This window comes from Hymenobacter sp., from assembly GCF_031398885.1.
Lineage (GTDB): Bacteria > Bacteroidota > Bacteroidia > Cytophagales > Hymenobacteraceae > Hymenobacter.
In genome coordinates this window covers 1-18,117 of record NZ_JANNOD010000040.1, presented here as the reverse complement: position 1 = coordinate 18,117, position 18,117 = coordinate 1, and the positions used below count along the sequence as shown (strand labels likewise).

Genomic DNA, 18,117 nt, shown 5'->3' with positions numbered 1-18,117 from the left:
AAGAAGAAGTTAGAAAGTCACCCGAATGTTGGCACCGTAGCTACGCAACGAAGGAGAACTGGTGAAGTCAAAACCTTGCACGTTTCCATTACCTAAGCTATTGACCTCCGGATCGATGTATGTGTTCCCATCGGCGCGCCAGAGTGCCAAGTTGCGGCCGGTTAACCCAATAGATAGAGCGCCAAAAGGAGTCCGCTCGATCAATTTACTGGGCAGTGCGTAGGAGAACGATACTTCGCGCAGTTTGGTGAAGGAGGCATCAATAACGTTGGTGCCGGCATTAGACGAAAGTGCTGTCCAATAAGCAGGCACGTCTACCGGCACCGTATTCGCAGCATAAGTGCCATCAGGATTCTCAATGACGCTATTGGGCACAATGAACGGTTGACGGTCATTGTAGAGCGTTTCAGGACTAGTGCCTACAAAGCGCTGAATTGACTTAGTTCGCGAATACATGATACCGCCTTGACGGGTATCAAATACAACGTTCAATGATAAGCCTTTGAAGGCGAAGGTACTAGTCAAGCCTGCTGTGAAGTCAGGCGTAATGGTGCCAATACTTTTTACTTCGCTTTGAAGCGGAAGACCGGTTGTAGGACTTACCACTATCTGGCCAGCGTCATTAGTCAAAAAATCCACGGCGCGAATAATTCCATACGGTTCTCCAATCCGGGCCGTAAGGTTGGCACCCCCAAAGCCACCAATAGCAACCTCTTCCGTACCGGGAAAGATGGATACAACCTCGCTCTGGTTTTTGGTATAGTTTACGCTCACATCCCAAGTAAAGCCACCTATCCGCACCGGGGTGCCACTTACCAATATCTCAATACCGCGATTTTTCACTTCGCCAATATTGCGGTTTTGTGCGGTGAAGCCCGAAGCACTGGAGATTGGGACGTTCACAATCTGATTAACCGTGCGCGAATCATAAACCGATACATCGGCCGTCAAGCGGTTCTGGAAGAAACGCAGCTCAACACCTAATTCAGTCGCTTTCGTTCTTTCCGGCTCCAAGGTATTGCTGCCAATGCCATTATTGGCCGTGTAAGCCAAAACTGAACCAATCGGGAACAACAGGTCAGCACCGGCAAATCCGCTGGTAGGATTGGTGATACTGAATGTTGATTGTGTCTGGTACGGATCAGCATCATTACCAGCTTCGGCGTAGCTGGCGCGAAGCTTACCATAGCTGAAGTAATTATTGTCCTTGAGCTTCAATAAGTCAGTAAAGACGAAGCTGAGGCTGGCAGCTGGGTAGAAGAAGCTACGATTGGCTCGGGGCAGAGTCGACGACCAATCGTTGCGAGCTTGTAAGCCCAGGAACAGATAGTCGCGAAAGCCAAGATCAACAGTTCCGTACCCACCGATGAGCCGGCGTTCAGAATCAATATTCTGACCGGAATTAGGATCCACAAAAATGCCAGAATTATTAGCAAAGTTTGCGCCGATACTATTACTTACTAACGCGTCAGCTTGCAGTCCAACAACATCTCGGCGGCGCTGATTGAAGTTCTGACCCACCAAGGCGCTAATGCTGATATCGGATGTAATATTACCATTGTAAGTAGCAATAAGGTCGGTGGTCAACTCTTGGTAGCTAATCTGGTTTTCGACGTAAAAGCCGTTGTCATTAACTGATGCGTTCTGACCAACTGGGTCACGGCGGGCTGAAAAAGAACTACGACGGTCACTGTATGTGTCTACTCCAGCACGGCCGGTAATTCGAAAGTGGTCATTGAAGACGTAGCCCAGTTGGGCGTTTCCAAAAAGACGGTCGACCCGGTTGATATTTTGGTTGTTGGCCAGTATCTGCCAGGGGTTTACCGTGTAAGCGCCATAATAGCCGTTGATGGTATTGAATCTGTTGTTTAAATCTTTCAAATCCAATAAGCTGATATCGCGTGGGGTCTGCAGTACTTGGTCATAGATCGAGTTATCACCCTGACCTGTAACAGCCAATTTACTACCTGTGTGTGTGTAAGTGAGGTTAGCGCTACTAATAATTTTGTTAGTCAGCTTAGTTTCGCCACCAATCTTCACTGAGCTACGGTCGTATTCAGTGCCAGGAGTAACACCGGTCTGATTTACATGCGAAGCCGACAAGATATAGTTTGACTTCTCATCTCCGCCACCCAACGAGACAGAGTTAGTGAAGGTCTTGCCATAGTCAAAAAATTCGCGTACGTTATTAGGAAGACCCACGTAAGGTTTCGACTGTTGCTGGTTGTTAATCACTTGGCCCCAAACACGGTCAACACCGTCAAAACGTGGACCAAAGCTCCAGTTCTCACGGCTGTCGGGGGTACGCACATCCGTACCTTGGCCAAACTCGTTTTGGAACTCCGGCAGAAATAAAATATCATCGATTACATAAGAGGAAGTAAACGTGACTTCAGCTTTCTTGCCGTTACGGGCAGCACCCTTACCCGACTTGGTGGTGATAATAATGGCCCCATTGGCGGCCCGGGTACCATAAAGCGCGGTAGCAGCTGGACCTTTCAGTACGTTAATCGATTCCACATCATCTGGGTTGACATCGTTAGCACGATTGCCATAATCCACTCCGTTGTTGAGGTTGTCACCAGTACCGGTAGACTCGTTGCTAATCGGAATGCCATCAATAACGTAAAGGGGCTGATTATTACCCAAAAACGATTTATTGCCACGAATAACCACGCGCGTTGAGCTGCCAACTCCCCCCGATGCGTTGCTGATCTGTACTCCGGCTAGTTTGCCTTGCAGCGAGTTTAGTACACTGCGGTCTCGACCCTGAGTCAGTTGAGCCGCATCGATGGTCTGAGTGGCATAGCCCAGGGTTCTTTTTTCTTTTTCAATGCCCAGGGCGGTCACGACTACTTCATTCAACTGCTTAGTGTCGGTGAGAAGCGATACCGTTATCTGGCCTTCTGTGATAGGCTGGTCGACTCCTGTGTAGCCTACCGAGCTTATGCGCAACGTGGTAGCTGACGCAGGCACTGACAATGAGAAGGACCCGTCTGAGTTCGTAGCTGCGCCAATGGTTGTGCCAGGCACAAGAATGGTTACGCCAGGTAAACCCTCATTGGTAGCTCGGTCGATGACCCTGCCTGATACGGTTCTGTCTTGCGCCACGGCCTGCTGCAACAGGGCTGTGACCAAGAAAAGAATCATTAATAATGTTTTCTTCATCGGAGGAAAGGTTTGGTGAAACGTTTGGTGAGTGTTAAAAAAAAGATTAGATGACAAATGACTGCGGCAAGTATAACACAAAAAAGTGGCTCTTGCGCGTGTCCAGCACTACGCAAACCGTGCTTAAGGTCACAGATGTAGGCAAAAAAGCATTAACGGCGATGGTTATTGGTTCTTTACCTTCTAAGCCTATCAGGTAACAATTTAAGAAAGAATAATCTATTTGTTGTAAATTTCTTCTTGATTTCATCAACTCCGCATCAAAAACCCTTTGATGTACTCGTCCAAGTCGCCGTCCAGTACGTTTTGCACGTCGGTGCGCTCGATGCCGGTGCGCAGGTCCTTGATGAGCTTATAGGGGTGGAGCACGTAGTTGCGAATCTGGGAGCCGAAGTCGATGCGCTTCTTGGTGGCTTCCACCTTGTCGCGCTCGGCGTGGCGCTTGTCCATCTCGATTTGGTAGAGGCGCGACTTGAGCATACGCAGGGCGTGCTCCTTGTTCATGAGCTGGCTGCGCTCAATCTGGACGGCGATGATGATGCCCGACGGGGCGTGGGTGAGGCGCACGGCGGTTTCGACCTTATTTACGTTTTGCCCGCCGGCACCGCCGGCCCGGAAGGTGTCCCAGGAAATGTCGGCGGGATTGATGTCGATGACGATGGTGTCGTCAATGACCGGGTAGGCAAACACTGAGGCGAATGACGTGTGGCGCCGGCCGCTGCTGTCGAAGGGCGACATGCGGACGAGGCGGTGCACGCCGATTTCGCTCTTGAGGTAGCCGTAGGCAAAGTCGCCGTCGATTTCCAGCGAGGCCGACTTGATGCCGGCCCCTTCGCCGGGCTGGTAGCTGATTTGACGCACGCCAAAGCCGTGGCTTTCGGCCCACATGATGTACATGCGCATGAGCATCTCGGCCCAGTCCTGGCTTTCGGTGCCGCCGGCGCCGGGGTTGATGTCGATGATGGCCGAGAGCTGGTCTTCCTCGTCGGAGAGCATGCGCTTGAACTCCAGCTGCTCCACTTTTTTGAGCGTGGCGTCGTAGTCGGCCAGCATTTCGGCTTCAGACACGTCGCCCTCCCGGTGGAAATCGAACAGCACTTCCGTGTCGGCCAAGGCTTTTTGCACGGCGTCGTAGTCGTCGGTCCAGGTCTTGATGGCCTTGACTTCGCGCAGGGTGACCTCGGCGGCCTTGGAGTCGTCCCAGAAGCCGGGGGCGGTGGTCAAGGCCTCGGCGGTGGCTATTTGTTCTTTGCGGGCATCGTAGTCAAAGATACCTCCTCAGGGCCTCGGCGCGGCCCTTCAAGTCCTTAATCTGGTCTTGGGTCATGGGTGGGGAAAAAATGAAAGGAGGGCCTGTGGGACGCAAAAAGCTGTTTGGCCGTCCGCAATGAAATTATCGCAGCACAAAACTACCTAATTCTGACGCAGGCGGCGCCCAATGTTGGGCTGCCCCCGGGTCAGGCCCGAGCCGGGCGAGTCGTTTGCCGTTGAAAGCTGCCGTATCCGGTTGGTCCCCAACAAGAAGAGGGTGTATTGAAGGGCGGAGCAGGGTAAATCTGTGCATGGCCAACGAAGAGCTGAAGCGTGCTTTTGGGTCCGTGCGCGTCAAGCACGTGCATTGCAAGAGCAAGCTGCGCTCGTTTCTCTTTGGGAATGGCGGCGAGGAAGGACCTTTGCGCAAACCCGAGCAGTGCGACCTGGGCCGCTGAATTGCTGACCGGCTGCGGGACGACGGGCACTACGCGCACCTGCCCGAAGCCCGGCAGTTTGGCCAGCAGCACGTGCCTGTTCATCGGTAAGTCAATCGGTTGATGAATACGCATCAAGCGGGTTTTGAGGAGGAGGCTATTGCTGGCTTTACGCTTATGCAAGTTATTGCCAACGAAATGGCGGCGCGGCTCGGAACCATGGAAGCTAAGCTGCGTACGGAGGCCTGACCGATGCGCTGCCGCGCCCCCGCATGAAAATTACGCTCACCACCAAACTCTTCGCCGGATTTGTACTGTTGCTGGCCCTGTTCGCGGTGGTGGTGGTGCTGTACTACCAGTTGGCGGGCCAGGTGCTGCGCAACGCCCGGCAGGTAGAAGCCTCGCAGCGGATTTCCAGCGACGCGACCACCTTGTTGCGCAACATCATTGACATGGAAACGGGCTTCCGCGGGTACCTGCTCATCGGCAACGAGCAAACCTTGGAGCCCTACTACGACGGCGAACGCCAGCTGATTGGCCGGTTTGCGCAGTTGCGGGCGCTGGTAGCGGGCATGCCCACGCAGGCTCAACTGGTGGACCAAACCCAGCGGCTCTTCCAGCAATGGTCGGGCTACAGCCACCTGCTGGTGGCCGAAAAACGCGAAGCGCGCCGCCGCGATGCCCGCCAAAGTGGCCTCGAAGGCATGGCGCACCGCCGCCTTACCGAGGGCCTCACCGGCAAGCAGGTAATGGATAACATCCGGGCGCGGCTGGCTGCCTTCGAACGCAGCGAGGCCCGGACCCGCGAGCAACTGCGGCAGCGCCTGGACCAAAGCGTTGCGCGGGCCAAGTGGGTATCGGCAGCGTTGGCGGTGGCGGCCTTGGGGCTGGGGCTGCTGTGGGCGGTGTACATCGTGCGCATCTTTGCCCGGCGCCTGCGGGGCATGCTGGACCTGGCCCGCCGCATGGCCGACGGGGACTACAACAGCCAGATTCTGGACACGGAAAAAGACGAGGTGAGCGAACTCACGGCGGCCCTCAATGTGATGGCGCGGACCGTGGGGGCTAACATCAGCCAGCTCGAAAGCCGCAACCAGGAGCTGGACCAGTTCGCCTACGTGGTGTCGCACGACCTGAAGGCGCCCTTGCGGGGCATCGAGAGCGCCTCGCGCTGGATTGAGGAAGACATGGGCCAGGAGCAGCTGCCGGCCCACATTCGGGAGTTTCTGGGGCTCATGCGCCAGCGCGTGCACCGCATGGAAAAGCTCATCACCGGCATTCTGGATTTGGCGCGCGTGGGGCGCATGGCCCAAGCCAACGAAACCGTGTTTGTGCGCACCCTGGTGCGCGAGGTGATTGACACCCTCAACCCGCAACAGGGCTTCCGGGTCGAGCTGCCGTTTTTTTTGCCCACGCTCACCACCAACGCTGTGCAGCTGCAGCAGGTATTTACCAACCTCATCAGCAACGCTCTCAAGTACCACGACCACCCCGAGACGGGCCTGGTGACCATCGGCTGCGACGACGCGGGAGAGTTCTACTTGTTTTCGGTAGCCGATGACGGGCCGGGCATCGCGCCGGAGTACCACGACCGGATTTTTGTCATCTTTCAAACCCTCACCGAGCGGGATACCCTGGAAAGCACCGGCGTGGGACTGGCCATCGTAAAAAAAATTGTGGAGCGCCAGGGCGGCCGCATCGGGGTCAAATCGGCGGAAGGCCAGGGCGCTAAGTTCAGCTTCACCTGGCCGAAGCAACCGCCTAAATCCAAGAATTTGGCCGCTGCGGTGGCCACCGAGTCCAATTCTGCCGTATCACTTCCTATCTAGAGGCTGCTTTTTACGGCTCGCTGCGGGCATATTCCCGCTACTGACAACTGTTTTGCCTATGTCCGCCGACCATCCCACGCCCAGCATTCTGCTCGTGGAAGACGACCAGATGGACGTCATGAACGTGCAGCGCGAGCTGCGCCGCCAAAACATCGACGTGCCCCTCGTGCACGCCCGCAACGGCCGCGACGCCCTCAAAATGTTGCGCGGCGAGGGCGAAGAGCCCAAAATGGCCAAGCCCAGCGTGGTAATGCTCGACATCAACATGCCCCGCATGAATGGCCTGGAGCTGCTCGAAATTTTGCGCTCCGACCCCGAGTTTGTGGGGCTCAATGTTTTCATCATGACGACCTCCGACCTGGAATCTGACCGGTTGAAAGCCCAGCAGCTCGCCGTGAGCGGCTACATCGTCAAACCGTTGAGCTTTGATAAATTTGGGGAGGGCGGCACGAGCGTGGACGGGTTCAGCTTGTTTCTAGACTTGCTGAAGCTTAAAAACTAAGCGGCCTGCGGGCTTGGCGGCGCCTACAGAAGCCGGAACCCCGGGCGGTGGTGCGGACAAGGCCCGTGCGCCCGAATGGCGGCGCGGTGCTGCAGGGTTGGGTAGCCGGCGTTTTGTTCCCAGCCGTAGGCCGGAAAGTTGGCGGCCAGCGCGCGCATGTGCTCGTCGCGAAAGGTTTTGGCTAGCACAGACGCGGCGGCGATGCTGCGGTAAAGCCCGTCGCCGCCGATAATGCAGGTGTGGGGAACGCCGGCTAGTGGCGCGAAACGGTTACCGTCAACCAGTAGGTGAGCGGGCACGACGGCCAAAGCCGCGACGGCCCGGTGCATGGCCAGGTAGCTGGCTTGCGCGATGTTGAGGCTGCCGATTTCTGCTACCGACGCCTGGCCGACGGCCCAAGCCACCGCTTGAGCGCAGATTTCGGGGCGCAAGGCTTCGCGCTGCTTGGCGCTCAGCTGCTTGGAGTCGTTGAGAAAGCGCGGGTTGAAAGCGGCCGGCAGGATGACGGCCGCCGCGAACACGGGCCCGGCCAGGCAGCCGCGGCCGGCTTCGTCGAGGCCGGCTTCGAGGGCGTGGCCGGTGTGAGAAGCGAGTAACAATAGCAATTGACAGTGAGCAGTGAGTAATGGGCAGGAGCCAAAAATACAGTCTGCTCTTTCCCTAACTGTTCACTGCTCACTGTCAATTGCTCACTGAATCTAATGCCGGCCGGCGGTGCTGCCTTCGTCGGTGGGGTCGGTTTCGCCCCGGCGCTGGCCTTGGCTGTCGCGGGGGCCTTCGTCAATTTCGGTGTCTTCGTCGGTGGTCACGTACTCGTTTGTGACGGGGCCGAGGCCCTGAGTGTTTTGGGCGAGGTCGGCTTCGGCTTGGGCGTGCTTGAGGTTGAACAACGGGTCGTGCTCGTCTGGGGAGGGATTCGGGGTGGATTTGGGCTGGGCCATGTAGCGGGTACCGGCCGGAATGTGGGCGGTCGGAGTAGCGTGGTACGGCACACTGCTCGCCAGGGTTAATGCCCTTTCACTGGGCGGCTGGACCAGCTCTTGGCGACGCCAGGCGGATGCCGTGGGACGGGTTGCCCACAAAAAAGGCCGCCGCCCGAGGGCAACGGCCTTAAAGTGGCGGGTCTGGCTTGAAGGTGTCTACCCCACCTTTTCAGCCAGCGCGCCGCCGCACGAGAGGTCCTTCCTTTCCACATTTCCAGCCCGTGCGGGGGTACTTATGATTCAAAGATACAGGGCGTGGCCGGGGGTACGCAATGGTTTTTTGGTGAACCAATGACTTTGGGCGGCCAACGGCGTCATTGGCGCGGTGGATGGTGGAGCGCGGGCGGCGGGGCGTCAATCGGCCCAGCCCAGGGCGGGCGTAGTTTTGCGGCCTGACTCCCTTCTATTCCCTCTTCTGTTCCCTCTTGCTGCATGCCACTCGCTTCCGCACCCGCTGTTGACGAAACCCATAACCCCTGGCAAACCCTGAGCTCGGAGGTGAAGTACCACAACCCCTGGATTTCGGTGCGCGAAGACCAGGTGCTGAACCCCGGCGGCGGGCGGGGCATCTACGGCGTGGTGAGCATGAAGAACAAGGCTTTGGGCATCGTGCCTGTCGACGCGGAAGGCAATACCTGGCTGGTGGGCCAGTACCGCTACCCGCTGAACGAGTACAGCTGGGAAATCCCGATGGGCGGCGGCCTGCTCGAACTGGACATTTTGGCCTCGGCGCAGCGCGAGCTGAAGGAGGAAACCGGCCTGACGGCGGCCCGCTGGACCCGCATTGCCCGCCTGCACACCTCCAATTCCGTGACCGACGAAGAAGGCTTCGTGTTTCTGGCCGAAGACCTGACCCCCGGCAACGTGGAGCCCGAGGAAACCGAGGACCTGCGCCTCTGGAAGCTGCCCCTGGCCGAAGCCGTGCGCCTGGTGATGGCCGACCGCATCACCGACGGCATGAGCGTAGCCGGCCTGCTGAAAGCCGAGAAGGTGCTGGCGGGGAGAAAAGGGTGATGGAGTGATGAGGTGCTGGGTGATTAAGAAGTATTCCGTGTTTAATGGGATATATCACTTCATCACCCAACACTCCTCATCACCCAGCGCCTCATCACCAATCACCAATCACCAATCACCAATCACCTCATTACCCATTGCCTAACTTTGCCGGTATGCGCCACTTGCTTCGTTACCTGGGTCAGCGCCTGTACACCATGTGGGCCGTGTTCTGGTTCATTGTGCCGTTTTTGCTCATCTACCCGGCGCAGTCGTATTTCAGCCGGCGGCCGGGCGGCCACAAGGTGGTGCACGCCCTGAACCGGTTTTGGTCGAAGCTTTCGATTGCGATGTGGGGCATGCCGGTGGAGGTGGTACGCGAAAGCTCCGCGCCCCCGCCGCAGCCCTGCGTGTACGTGGCCAACCACGGCTCATACGTGGACATCATGCTGCTGTTCAAGACCATTCCCGGATTCCTGAACATGATGGGCAAAGTCTCGCTGGCGCGCGTGCCGGTGTGGGGGCCGCTGTTTGGGCGGGTCTACATCACCGTGGACCGGAACAGCGCCGTGAGCCGGGGCCGGGCCATGGTGGCCGCCCGGCGCGGCCTGGCGGCGGGCAAGAGCATTGCCGTTTTTGCCGAAGGCCGCATTTCGCCCACGCCCGGCCGGGAGCTGCTGCCCTTGCTGGACGGGGCGTTTCAGGTGGCCATTGAGGCGGGGGTGCCGCTGGTGCCGGTGGGCATGCCCCTGAACCATATGTTCATGCCCGATGTCGAGAAAGACCTGCGGGTGCGCTACCACCGCCTCAAAATCGTCTTTCACCCGGCTATTGCTACCGCGGGCCTCACCCTGGCCGATATCCCGGCCTTGAAGGAGCGGGTAGCTGCGCAACTGACCGGCGACTTCCTGCCCGAAGGCGCCCGCAAGCCCGGCCCGAGCACCTGGCGCGCCCCGGCCACCGTGCCGGACTCTACGGCGCAAGAGAGTTTGCAACGAGCAAATTCTTAATTCTTAATTCTTAATTCTTAATTCAGTTGAGCACTGACCTTGCCACCCTGCGCGGCCTGGCCCATTTGGCCCGCCTCGAATTCGACGCCACCCGCGAGCAGCAAATGCTCGGCGACCTGAACAACATCCTTGACTTTGTGGCCCAGCTCGAAGGCCTCGACACCACGGGCGTGGAGCCGCTGGTGCACTTGTCGCAGGAAATCAACGTGCTGCGCGACGACGAGGCCCGCAACACCGTGAGCCATCAGGATGGCCTGCGCAACGCGCCCCGCAAGGATTCGGACTACTTCCGGGTACCCAAAGTGCTGGAGTAGTTGGGGCCGAAATTGCTTTCGACCCGCGCCGGGCGCCCCAGCTGGCTGGCCGTGCTGGCGACGCTGGCGGTGGGGCTGGCCGTGTTTTACTACTTTACGGGCGAGGCCAGCACCCTGCCGCTGCGCCTGGTGCCGCGCCTGGCTCCCGTGCCGCTCACCATCGACAGCGTGGCCGTGGGCCCGGTGCGGCTGCCGGTGCAGGCCAGTGGCTTCATCGTGAGCTTGACGCCCGACGCGGTGGGGCCGTTTACCCAACCGGTGGCGGCGGGCCTGTGGCTGGGCCTGCTGGCGTTGGCGCTGACGGGCTGGGTGGCGGTGGTGAGCACGCTGGCGCGGGCGGCTTTCGTGGCGGGCATGGTGCCGGTCATCTTCTTGCTGCTGTCATTGAACACCGAGTCGCTGGGAATTTTTGGGACCGACGAGCGGTATTTCCTGTACCTCACGCTGGGCCTGGTGGGTGGCGGGGCCTTCGGGCTGCACGCTTTTGCCGAGCAGCTCGGGCTCCGCTGGCGCGTTGTCATCATCGGGGCCCTTGTGGCGGGGCTGACGGGGCTGCTGTTTGCGCAAAGCTTGCTGTCGGCTACGGAGACGGTGCTGCAGTTGGCCGCCTACGCCACGCCCGGCGGCGCGGTGCTGGTGGCGCTGCTGGTGCTGTGGGTGGGCGTGGAAAATATCCGGGCGCTGCTCTGGTTCAATACCCAGGCCGAGCAACCGGGCAGCCGCTTTGGGCTGGGGCCGTTTCTGGCGGCCAGCGGGCTGTATTTGGGCGTGCTGCTGCTGTACGTGTGGAATAATGGCGCCGTGCAGCTGTGGCCGGGCCTGGGCCTGGACCCGCTGGTGCTGCTGCTGCCGGCCGTGCTGGCCGGCGGGCTGGGCCTGCGCCTGCGCGCGCCCAGCTACGCCGACTGGCTGCCCTACGCCAATGGTGCGGCGCTGCTCTATCCGCTGCTGGTGATGGGGGCAGCCGGGGCGCTGGGCTACGCCTTCGCCACGGCTAATACGCCGCTGCTGGTGGCGGCCCGCAGCTTCACCGCGCTGGCGCTGCTGCTGCTGGGCGGGGCGTTCTGGCTGTATGTGTTCATCAATTTCGCGCCGCTCATCCGGCAGCGGCTGCGGGTGTACCGCGTGGTGTTCGAGCCGCGCCGGCTGCCGTTCTACGTCGTCTACATCCTGGCGCTGGGCGGCATCGTCATCATCCAAACGCGCCAAGGCTTCACCCTGCTCGACCAGGTGCGGGCCGGCCAGTACAATAACCTCGGCGACCTGGCCCGTCAGCAGAGCGAGGCCCAGCCCGACGACCTCGGCTTGGCCGGGCTGGCCGAGCGCTACTACGCCGAAAGCGGCGACGTGCTTTACCGCGCTAATTTGCACGCCCAGTTTGGCCGCGCGGCGCTCTACCGCTTCCGTCAGCAGCGCCAGAACGAAATCAACGCGCTGCGTCGGGCGCTGCTTCGCGGGCCGAACGAGAAAGTGTCGCTGCGCCTGGCCGGGCTGTTCAACGAGCCCAGCGACCTGTTCGAAGGCCTGGACATTCTGCGGCGCGGGCTCAAAGCCCAGCCGCGCAGTGCCGCTCTGGCTGGCGCTTTGGCCCAGCTTTTCACCCAAACGGCGCTTACCGACTCGGTTGGGTTCTACCTGGATAAGGCTGAGCAACTGGCCCCGGGCAGCTACGCCAGTCGCACCAATCAAATAGGATTCCTGCTGAGCCAGAACTTACTGACGGAGGCCCGGGCGCTAGCAGCGGCCGGCGGCAATCCGGCCACTGAGCCAGCCCTGACGGCCAACCATCTGCTGCTGGCGCTGCTGACCAAGCCGCCGGGCCCCGCGGTAGCCAGCGCCCCCCCAACTGGCTCACCGGCTGATTTGGATGACGCTACGTTTGCCCAAATTTACCATCAGGTTTTGAGCAGCTTGCGCACCCGAAAGGCCGCGGAGCTGCGCCGGCTGCTGCCCGCGCTGGGCCGTCTGACCGACCGGCCCGCCAACGCTTCGTACTACGAGCAGCTCCAGTTTCTACAAGCTTTGGGGCAGCACGCGGCGGGGCAGGAGCAGGTGGCCCGCCAGCTGCTCCTGCCGCTGGCGGCCGGTACCACGGCCACGGCGGGCTACTATCAGCAGCTGCTGGGGCTGTGGCAGCTGCAGCAGGGCCAGTACGTCACGGCGGCCGACCAGCTGGCGTTTGCGGCGAGGCACGGCGCGGCCACGGCCCGCGAGGCGCGCGCCTACGCGCTGGCGCTGGCCGGGCGGCCCGACTCGGCCCGGGCGGAAGCGGCGCGGCTGCGGGCTTCGCCTGATTCGGTATTGCAACAGCAGGGGCAGCGGGCGCAGGCGCGGCTGGCCGCTGGGCCGTTTTTGCCGCCTGCCAACACTGCCGGGCGCGTGGGTCAGCCGTGGTTGGTTGAGGCGCAACGGGCCGAGCAGCAAAACCGGGCTGCCGCCGCCGCTGCCAGCTACCGGCGCGTTGTGCGCGAGGCGCCTTTCAATGAGCCGGCCATCCTGGCGGCGGCCGGTTTCTACACGCGCCACCGCGACCATGCCGCCGCTTACGAAGCCCTGCGCGCCGGCCTCGATGAAAACCCCGACTCGCTCCCGCTGTTGAAGGCCTACGTGCTGGCCGCCGCCGACGCGGGCCTGACCGACTACGCCGCCGATGCCCTTGCCCAGCTGCGCCGGCAATTGCCAGCGGCCGCTTATGTTACTTTAGCAGCCGAGTACGCCGCCCACCGGGCCACCCGCGCCGCGGCGGCTGCGTCTTTCTCCGCTGCTCCCGCCACCCCATCTCCGCAGTAAGCCCCGCGCCATGAATTCGAACGTAATTGAAACCACGAACATCGCCAAGAAATACGTGATGGGGGCCGAAGAGATTCACGCGCTGCGTTCGGTTAGCATCAAGATTCCGCGCGGCGAATACGTGGCCTTTATGGGGCCGTCGGGTTCGGGCAAGTCCACGCTCATGAACATCATCGGCTGCCTCGACACTCCTTCCCAGGGCCAGTACATCCTCAACGGACAGGACGTGAGCCGCATGAGTGACAACCAGTTGGCAGAGGTGCGCAACAAGGAAATCGGCTTCGTCTTCCAGAGCTTCAACCTGCTGCCCCGCGCCAGCGCCCTCGACAACGTGGCCCTGCCGCTCATCTACGCCGGCCTGAGCAAGCGCGAGCGCAACGAATTGGCGCTGGAATCCCTGCGCTCGGTGGGCCTGGCCGACCGCGCCTCGCACCGGCCCAACGAGCTCAGCGGCGGCCAGCGCCAGCGCGTGGCCATTGCCCGCGCCCTCGTCAACAACCCCAGCGTGCTGCTGGCCGACGAACCCACCGGCGCGCTCGATTCCAAAACCAGCCACGAAATCATGGACCTCTTCGAGGCCCTCTACGCCAAGGGCAACACCATCATCATGGTGACGCACGAGGAGGACATTGCCCGCTACGCCCACCGCATCGTGCGCCTCCGCGACGGACTTGTAGAATCGGACGAAGAAAACAAAACAGTACACACCCACGCTGTGGCGGGGCACTAGCCATGAAAATTTACACCAGGACCGGCGATGCCGGCCTTACTTCGCTCATCGGCGGCACCCGGGTGCCCAAGAGCAGCCTGCGCATCGAGTGCTACGGCACCGTGGACGAGCTGAATTCTTATGTCGGCCTGGTGCGCGACCAGGATATCAACGCCACCCGCCGGCCGCTGCTGAAGGAAATTCAGGACCGGTTGTTCACCATCGGCTCAGCGCTGGCCGCCGACCCTGAGAAGTCGCGCATGAAGCTGCCCGACCTGCACGCTGAAGACGTGACGCTGCTGGAGAACGAAATGGACCGGATGAACGCCGACTTGCCCGAATTGCGCGCCTTTATTCTGCCCGGCGGCCACCCCGCCGTGAGCCACGCGCACGTGGCCCGCTGCGTGTGTCGCCGCGCCGAGCGCCTGGTCATTCACCTTGGGGCCGAGTCCTTCGTGGCCGAGCTGGTGATGGTGTATTTAAATCGGCTGTCCGACTACTTGTTCGTGCTCAGCCGCACCATGGCGCACGAGCTGGGTGTGGAAGAGGTAACCTGGCAGGCACGACTTTGAGCTTGTTGGGGTTTGCGGGTTTGTCGCCTGGTTCGCGCTTGGAGCGGCCCGCGTCGGCGGCGTGGTTTTTTTGCTAACCTTGCTATTGATTTTGTTCTTTTTAGTCGCCCTGCCCTCATCCTTCGTACTCGCAAAATCCCACCCGTTCCAATCCCCGCTACCGAAGCCCTATGATTGACATTCTCCCCATTCGCACGCAGCGTACCACGGCTTCCCGGCTGGCCACGCTCGACTTCGACCACCTGGAATTCGGTAAAGCGTTTGCTGACCATATGTTTGCCGTGGACTTCCGCGACGGCGAGTGGCAGGAAGCCCAAATCGTGCCTTACGGCGACATGGCCGTGAGCCCGGCCAACTCGGCCCTGCACTACGGCCAGGCCATTTTTGAGGGCATGAAGGCCTACCACCAGGCCGACGGCGGGACGGCCCTGTTCCGGCCCCTCGACAACTGGGCCCGGCTCAACAAGTCGGCCGAGCGCATGTGCATGCCCGCCATGCCGGAGGAGCTGTTCATGCAGGGCCTGCGGGAGCTCATTAAGCTCGATGCGGACTGGGTGCCCACCGGCGCCGGCAGCTCGCTCTACATCCGGCCGTTCATGTTCGCCACCGACGGCTTCATCGGCGTGCGGCCCTCGGAGTCGTACCGCTTCATGATTTTCACCTGCCCCGTGGGCTTGTACTACAACAAGCCCCTGCGCGTGCGCTTCGAGCAGAAGTACGTGCGCTCGGTCGAGGGCGGCGCGGGCTTCGCCAAGAACGCCGGCAACTACGGCGCGGCCATGTACCCCACCAAGCTGGCCCAACAGGAAGGCTACAACCAGCTCATCTGGACCGATGCCTCCGAGCACCAGTACGTGGAGGAATCAGGCACGATGAACGCCATTTTCGTGATTGACGGCAAAGTAATTACGCCGGCCCTGAGCACGAGCATCCTTGACGGCGTGACGCGCCGCAGCGTGCTGGAGCTGGCCCGCGACCTGGGCCTGACCGTGGAAGAGCGCAAAGTGAGCAGCCGCGAAATCATGGAAGCCCTGGCCGCCGGCAAGCTGGAAGAGGCCTTTGGCGCCGGCACCGCCGCCACCATCGCGCCCATCGCCACCATCGGCTACGAAGGCCACGACTACGACCTGCCTGCCGTGGGCCCCGATGCCTTCTCGAAGCGCGTGGGCGCGGCTCTGGACGCCATCCGCACCGGCGAAGGCGCTGATGCGCACAACTGGATGGTGCGGGTGTAATCAATGGGTGAATGAGCGAATGGCGGAATGAAGCTGGGGTGCTCGAAATGATGGAAGAAGCCGCTTCGGGACGAAGCGGCTTTTCTTTTTTGCCCCACCTTTGTGCCGTTGAGTGCGGTTTCTCTAATTCACCCATTCACGCACTCACCCATTCACTCCCTGGCATCCATGACCGTTTCCCTGAAAACCGTTACCCTCAACGACACGCACCGCCAGCTGGGCGCCAAAATGGTGCCCTTTGCCGGCTACGACATGCCCGTGCGCTACTCTTCTGACCTGGATGAGCACCACACGGTGCGGCGCGCGGTGGGCATTTTCGACGTGTCGCACATGGGCGAATTCCGGCTGCGCGGCCCGCAGGCGCTGGACCTGATTCAGCGCGTGACCAGCAACGATGCCAGCAAGCTCGCCGATGGCAAGGCCCAGTATTCCTGCCTGCCCAACCACGACGGTGGCATTGTGGACGACCTGCTGGTGTACAAGCTGGCCGACAACGATTATTTGCTGGTGGTGAATGCCTCCAACATCGAAAAGGACTGGAACTGGATTCGCCACCACAATACCCAGGGCGTGGAAATGGAGGACATCTCGGACCGCACCAGCCTGTTTGCCGTGCAGGGCCCCAAGGCCAATGCCGCGCTGCAAACCCTCACCGACGTGGACCTGAGCAGCATTCCGTACTATTCCTTCGTGCAGGGCACCTTTGCCGGCGCGCCCGACGTCATTATCTCGGCCACTGGCTACACCGGCGCGGGCGGCTTCGAGCTGTACATCCCAAACGAGAGCGCCGCCGCCGTGTGGGACCAGGTGATGACCGCCGGCCGGCCCTACGGCATCAAGCCCATTGGCCTGGGCGCCCGCGACACCCTGCGCCTCGAAATGGGCTACTGCCTCTATGGCAACGACATCGACGACACCACTTCGCCCCTGGAAGCCGGCCTGGGCTGGATTACCAAGTTCACCAAGGAGTTCACCAACTCGGCCAACATCAAGAAGCAGAAAGAAGCCGGCGTCAGCAAAAAGCTCGTCGCCTTCGTCATGGACGGCCCCGGCATTCCGCGCGGCCACTACGAGCTGGTGGACGCCGCCGGCCAGAAAATTGGCGACGTGACCAGCGGCACGCAGTCGCCCTCGCTCGGCAAGGGCATTGGCCTGGGCTACGTGAAAACCGAGTTCGCGGCCCCCGGTACCTCGATTTTCGTGCAGATTCGCGGCAAAAACCTGCCCGCCACCGTGAGCAAGCTGCCGCTGACCAAGGGGGCCGAATAGATTATTAGTTGTCGGTTGCTCGTTGTCAGTTGTTAGATACTATGCCAGCAATCGATTTGCTCCCGACAACTGATAACGAGCAACTGACAACTAACAAGTGCCCAAGCTAGACATTTGCTTTTCCCCCGAGCTGCTGCTGCTCTACGACCTGCGCGGCCGGGTAGCTGTCATTGTGGACATCTTGCGGGCATCGAGCACCATTGTGACGGCGTTGGGGGAGGGGGTTACCCACGTTTTCCCCGTGGCTTCGCTCGAAGAATGCGCGGCGCTGGGCCGTCAGCACGGCTGCCTGACCGCCGCCGAGCGCGACGGGCTGCCCGCCGCCGGATTCGACCTGAGCAACTCGCCCTTCGGCTTCCGGGATGCCGCCCGCCGGGTGCGGGGCCGGGCCCTGGCCATCAGCACCACCAACGGCACGGCCGCTTTGCAACGCTCCTTGGCGGCGAAGGCGGTGGTGGTCGGTTCCTTCCTGAACCTGGCGGCCGTTGTGGCATTTGCCCGCGAGCAAGCGCGCGATGTGCTGGTGGTGTGCGCCGGCTGGAAAGGCCAGTTTTGCCTCGAAGACACCGTATTTGGCGGCGCACTGGCCGAGCGGCTGGCGGCGGATTTCGACGTGCAAAGCTCCGATGCCACCCTGGCCGCGCTGCACCTCTGGCAGCAAGGCAAAGCCGACCTGGCTGCGTACCTGGAGCAGTCGGCTCACGTGCGCCGCCTCAATTCGCTGGAAGCCAGCCAGGATTTCGCCTTCTGCCTACGGCTGGATGCCTACGCTACGGTGCTGCCTATCTGGCAAAAGGACCGACTGGTTGACGCTGCGCGTAGGAACGCTGCGCTTGATGAGGAATGAGGAGTTATCGTTTAGAATCTATTTAGATAGGGCGTCATGCAGAGCGCAGCGCAGCATCTCGCGTGCCGCAGTATTCTCAATCGTTGAACGATGCGCGCGAGATGCTGCGCTGCGCTCTGCATGACGCCCTATCTAAATAGATTCTAAACGATAACTCCTCATTCCTCATCAAGCGCAGCGTTCCTACGCGCAGCGTCAACCAGTCGGT

The 18,117-nt window shown here is 60.8% G+C and carries 16 protein-coding genes; 12 read left to right on the top strand and 4 right to left on the bottom strand.

What is annotated here, in order from left to right:
• Window positions 1-9: 9 nt before the first annotated feature.
• Window positions 10-3,168 carry a SusC/RagA family TonB-linked outer membrane protein gene (locus RMO51_RS06880; RefSeq protein WP_310393238.1) on the bottom strand — a complete coding sequence of 1,053 codons (3,159 nt, stop codon included), beginning with the start codon at window positions 3,166-3,168 and terminating at the stop codon, window positions 10-12.
• Window positions 3,169-3,417: 249 nt separating this feature from the next.
• Window positions 3,418-4,495 (bottom strand): peptide chain release factor 2 gene (prfB, locus tag RMO51_RS06875; RefSeq protein ID WP_310393237.1). Its coding sequence is split into 2 segments (ribosomal slippage): window positions 3,418-4,434 and window positions 4,436-4,495, totalling 1,077 coding nucleotides; the frame shifts between segments, so codons are not numbered across the junction.
• Between the two features lie 235 nt (window positions 4,496-4,730).
• Here prfB and RMO51_RS06870 point away from each other — a divergent pair.
• From RMO51_RS06870 to RMO51_RS06860, 3 genes are all read left to right on the top strand, one after another.
• Window positions 4,731-4,877: a hypothetical protein gene (locus RMO51_RS06870; protein WP_310393236.1), complete on the top strand. Its 147-nt coding sequence runs from the start codon at window positions 4,731-4,733 to the stop codon at window positions 4,875-4,877.
• 251 nt (window positions 4,878-5,128) lie between these two features.
• A complete protein-coding gene (locus RMO51_RS06865; protein ID WP_310393235.1) occupies window positions 5,129-6,685 on the top strand; it encodes an ATP-binding protein in 1,557 nt (518 codons plus the stop codon).
• A gap of 58 nt (window positions 6,686-6,743) precedes the next feature.
• Window positions 6,744-7,187 carry a response regulator gene (locus RMO51_RS06860; RefSeq protein WP_310393234.1) on the top strand — a complete coding sequence of 148 codons (444 nt, stop codon included), beginning with the start codon at window positions 6,744-6,746 and terminating at the stop codon, window positions 7,185-7,187.
• A gap of 23 nt (window positions 7,188-7,210) precedes the next feature.
• Here RMO51_RS06860 and RMO51_RS06855 read toward each other — a convergent pair whose 3' ends face one another.
• Together RMO51_RS06855 and RMO51_RS06850 are read right to left on the bottom strand one after the other, a co-directional pair.
• Window positions 7,211-7,786 carry a ribonuclease HII gene (locus tag RMO51_RS06855; protein ID WP_310393232.1) on the bottom strand — a complete coding sequence of 192 codons (576 nt, stop codon included), beginning with the start codon at window positions 7,784-7,786 and terminating at the stop codon, window positions 7,211-7,213.
• 99 nt (window positions 7,787-7,885) lie between these two features.
• Window positions 7,886-8,179: a hypothetical protein gene (locus RMO51_RS06850; RefSeq protein WP_310393231.1), complete on the bottom strand. Its 294-nt coding sequence runs from the start codon at window positions 8,177-8,179 to the stop codon at window positions 7,886-7,888.
• Between the two features lie 423 nt (window positions 8,180-8,602).
• On the opposite strand from RMO51_RS06850, the gene RMO51_RS06845 reads away from it, so the two are divergent.
• The 9 genes from RMO51_RS06845 to RMO51_RS06805 all read left to right on the top strand — a co-directional run bounded on the left by RMO51_RS06845 (window position 8,603) and on the right by RMO51_RS06805 (window position 17,909).
• Window positions 8,603-9,184, top strand: a complete 582-nt coding sequence (locus tag RMO51_RS06845) for an NUDIX hydrolase (RefSeq protein ID WP_310393229.1) — start codon at window positions 8,603-8,605, stop codon at window positions 9,182-9,184.
• Window positions 9,185-9,339: 155 nt separating this feature from the next.
• Window positions 9,340-10,173 carry a lysophospholipid acyltransferase family protein gene (locus tag RMO51_RS06840; RefSeq protein WP_310393227.1) on the top strand — a complete coding sequence of 278 codons (834 nt, stop codon included), beginning with the start codon at window positions 9,340-9,342 and terminating at the stop codon, window positions 10,171-10,173.
• A 26-nt stretch (window positions 10,174-10,199) separates the two neighbouring features.
• The gene (gatC, locus tag RMO51_RS06835) at window positions 10,200-10,487 is read left to right on the top strand and encodes an Asp-tRNA(Asn)/Glu-tRNA(Gln) amidotransferase subunit GatC (RefSeq protein ID WP_310393225.1); all 288 of its coding nucleotides are present in this window, start codon (window positions 10,200-10,202) and stop codon (window positions 10,485-10,487) included.
• A gap of 12 nt (window positions 10,488-10,499) precedes the next feature.
• A complete protein-coding gene (locus tag RMO51_RS06830) occupies window positions 10,500-13,277 on the top strand; it encodes a hypothetical protein (RefSeq protein ID WP_310393223.1) in 2,778 nt (925 codons plus the stop codon).
• 10 nt (window positions 13,278-13,287) lie between these two features.
• Window positions 13,288-14,007, top strand: coding sequence for an ABC transporter ATP-binding protein (locus tag RMO51_RS06825; RefSeq protein ID WP_310393220.1), 720 nt, complete (start codon window positions 13,288-13,290; stop codon window positions 14,005-14,007).
• 2 nt (window positions 14,008-14,009) lie between these two features.
• On the top strand, window positions 14,010-14,558 hold the full coding sequence (locus RMO51_RS06820) for a cob(I)yrinic acid a,c-diamide adenosyltransferase (RefSeq protein ID WP_310393218.1): 549 nt from the start codon (window positions 14,010-14,012) through the stop codon (window positions 14,556-14,558).
• A 170-nt stretch (window positions 14,559-14,728) separates the two neighbouring features.
• The gene (locus RMO51_RS06815) at window positions 14,729-15,793 is read left to right on the top strand and encodes a branched-chain amino acid aminotransferase (RefSeq protein WP_310393216.1); all 1,065 of its coding nucleotides are present in this window, start codon (window positions 14,729-14,731) and stop codon (window positions 15,791-15,793) included.
• Between the two features lie 168 nt (window positions 15,794-15,961).
• Window positions 15,962-17,062, top strand: coding sequence for a glycine cleavage system aminomethyltransferase GcvT (gene gcvT, locus RMO51_RS06810; RefSeq protein WP_310393214.1), 1,101 nt, complete (start codon window positions 15,962-15,964; stop codon window positions 17,060-17,062).
• A 97-nt stretch (window positions 17,063-17,159) separates the two neighbouring features.
• Entirely contained in the window at window positions 17,160-17,909 is a 750-nt protein-coding gene (locus tag RMO51_RS06805) for a 2-phosphosulfolactate phosphatase (RefSeq protein ID WP_310393212.1), read from the top strand.
• Window positions 17,910-18,117: the final 208 nt, after the last annotated feature.

Bases quoted from the DNA above. Each gene is read 5' to 3' on its own strand.
- RMO51_RS06880 (WP_310393238.1), bottom strand. From the start codon at position 3,168: ATGAAGAAAACATTATTAATGATTCTTTTCTTGGTCACAGCCCTGTTG.
- RMO51_RS06860 (WP_310393234.1), top strand. From the start codon at position 6,744: ATGTCCGCCGACCATCCCACGCCCAGCATTCTGCTCGTGGAAGACGAC.
- RMO51_RS06870 (WP_310393236.1), top strand. From the start codon at position 4,731: ATGGCCAACGAAGAGCTGAAGCGTGCTTTTGGGTCCGTGCGCGTCAAG.
- RMO51_RS06815 (WP_310393216.1), top strand. From the start codon at position 14,729: ATGATTGACATTCTCCCCATTCGCACGCAGCGTACCACGGCTTCCCGG.
- RMO51_RS06820 (WP_310393218.1), top strand. From the start codon at position 14,010: ATGAAAATTTACACCAGGACCGGCGATGCCGGCCTTACTTCGCTCATC.
- RMO51_RS06840 (WP_310393227.1), top strand. From the start codon at position 9,340: ATGCGCCACTTGCTTCGTTACCTGGGTCAGCGCCTGTACACCATGTGG.
- RMO51_RS06825 (WP_310393220.1), top strand. From the start codon at position 13,288: ATGAATTCGAACGTAATTGAAACCACGAACATCGCCAAGAAATACGTG.
- gcvT (WP_310393214.1), top strand. From the start codon at position 15,962: ATGACCGTTTCCCTGAAAACCGTTACCCTCAACGACACGCACCGCCAG.
- RMO51_RS06845 (WP_310393229.1), top strand. From the start codon at position 8,603: ATGCCACTCGCTTCCGCACCCGCTGTTGACGAAACCCATAACCCCTGG.
- RMO51_RS06865 (WP_310393235.1), top strand. From the start codon at position 5,129: ATGAAAATTACGCTCACCACCAAACTCTTCGCCGGATTTGTACTGTTG.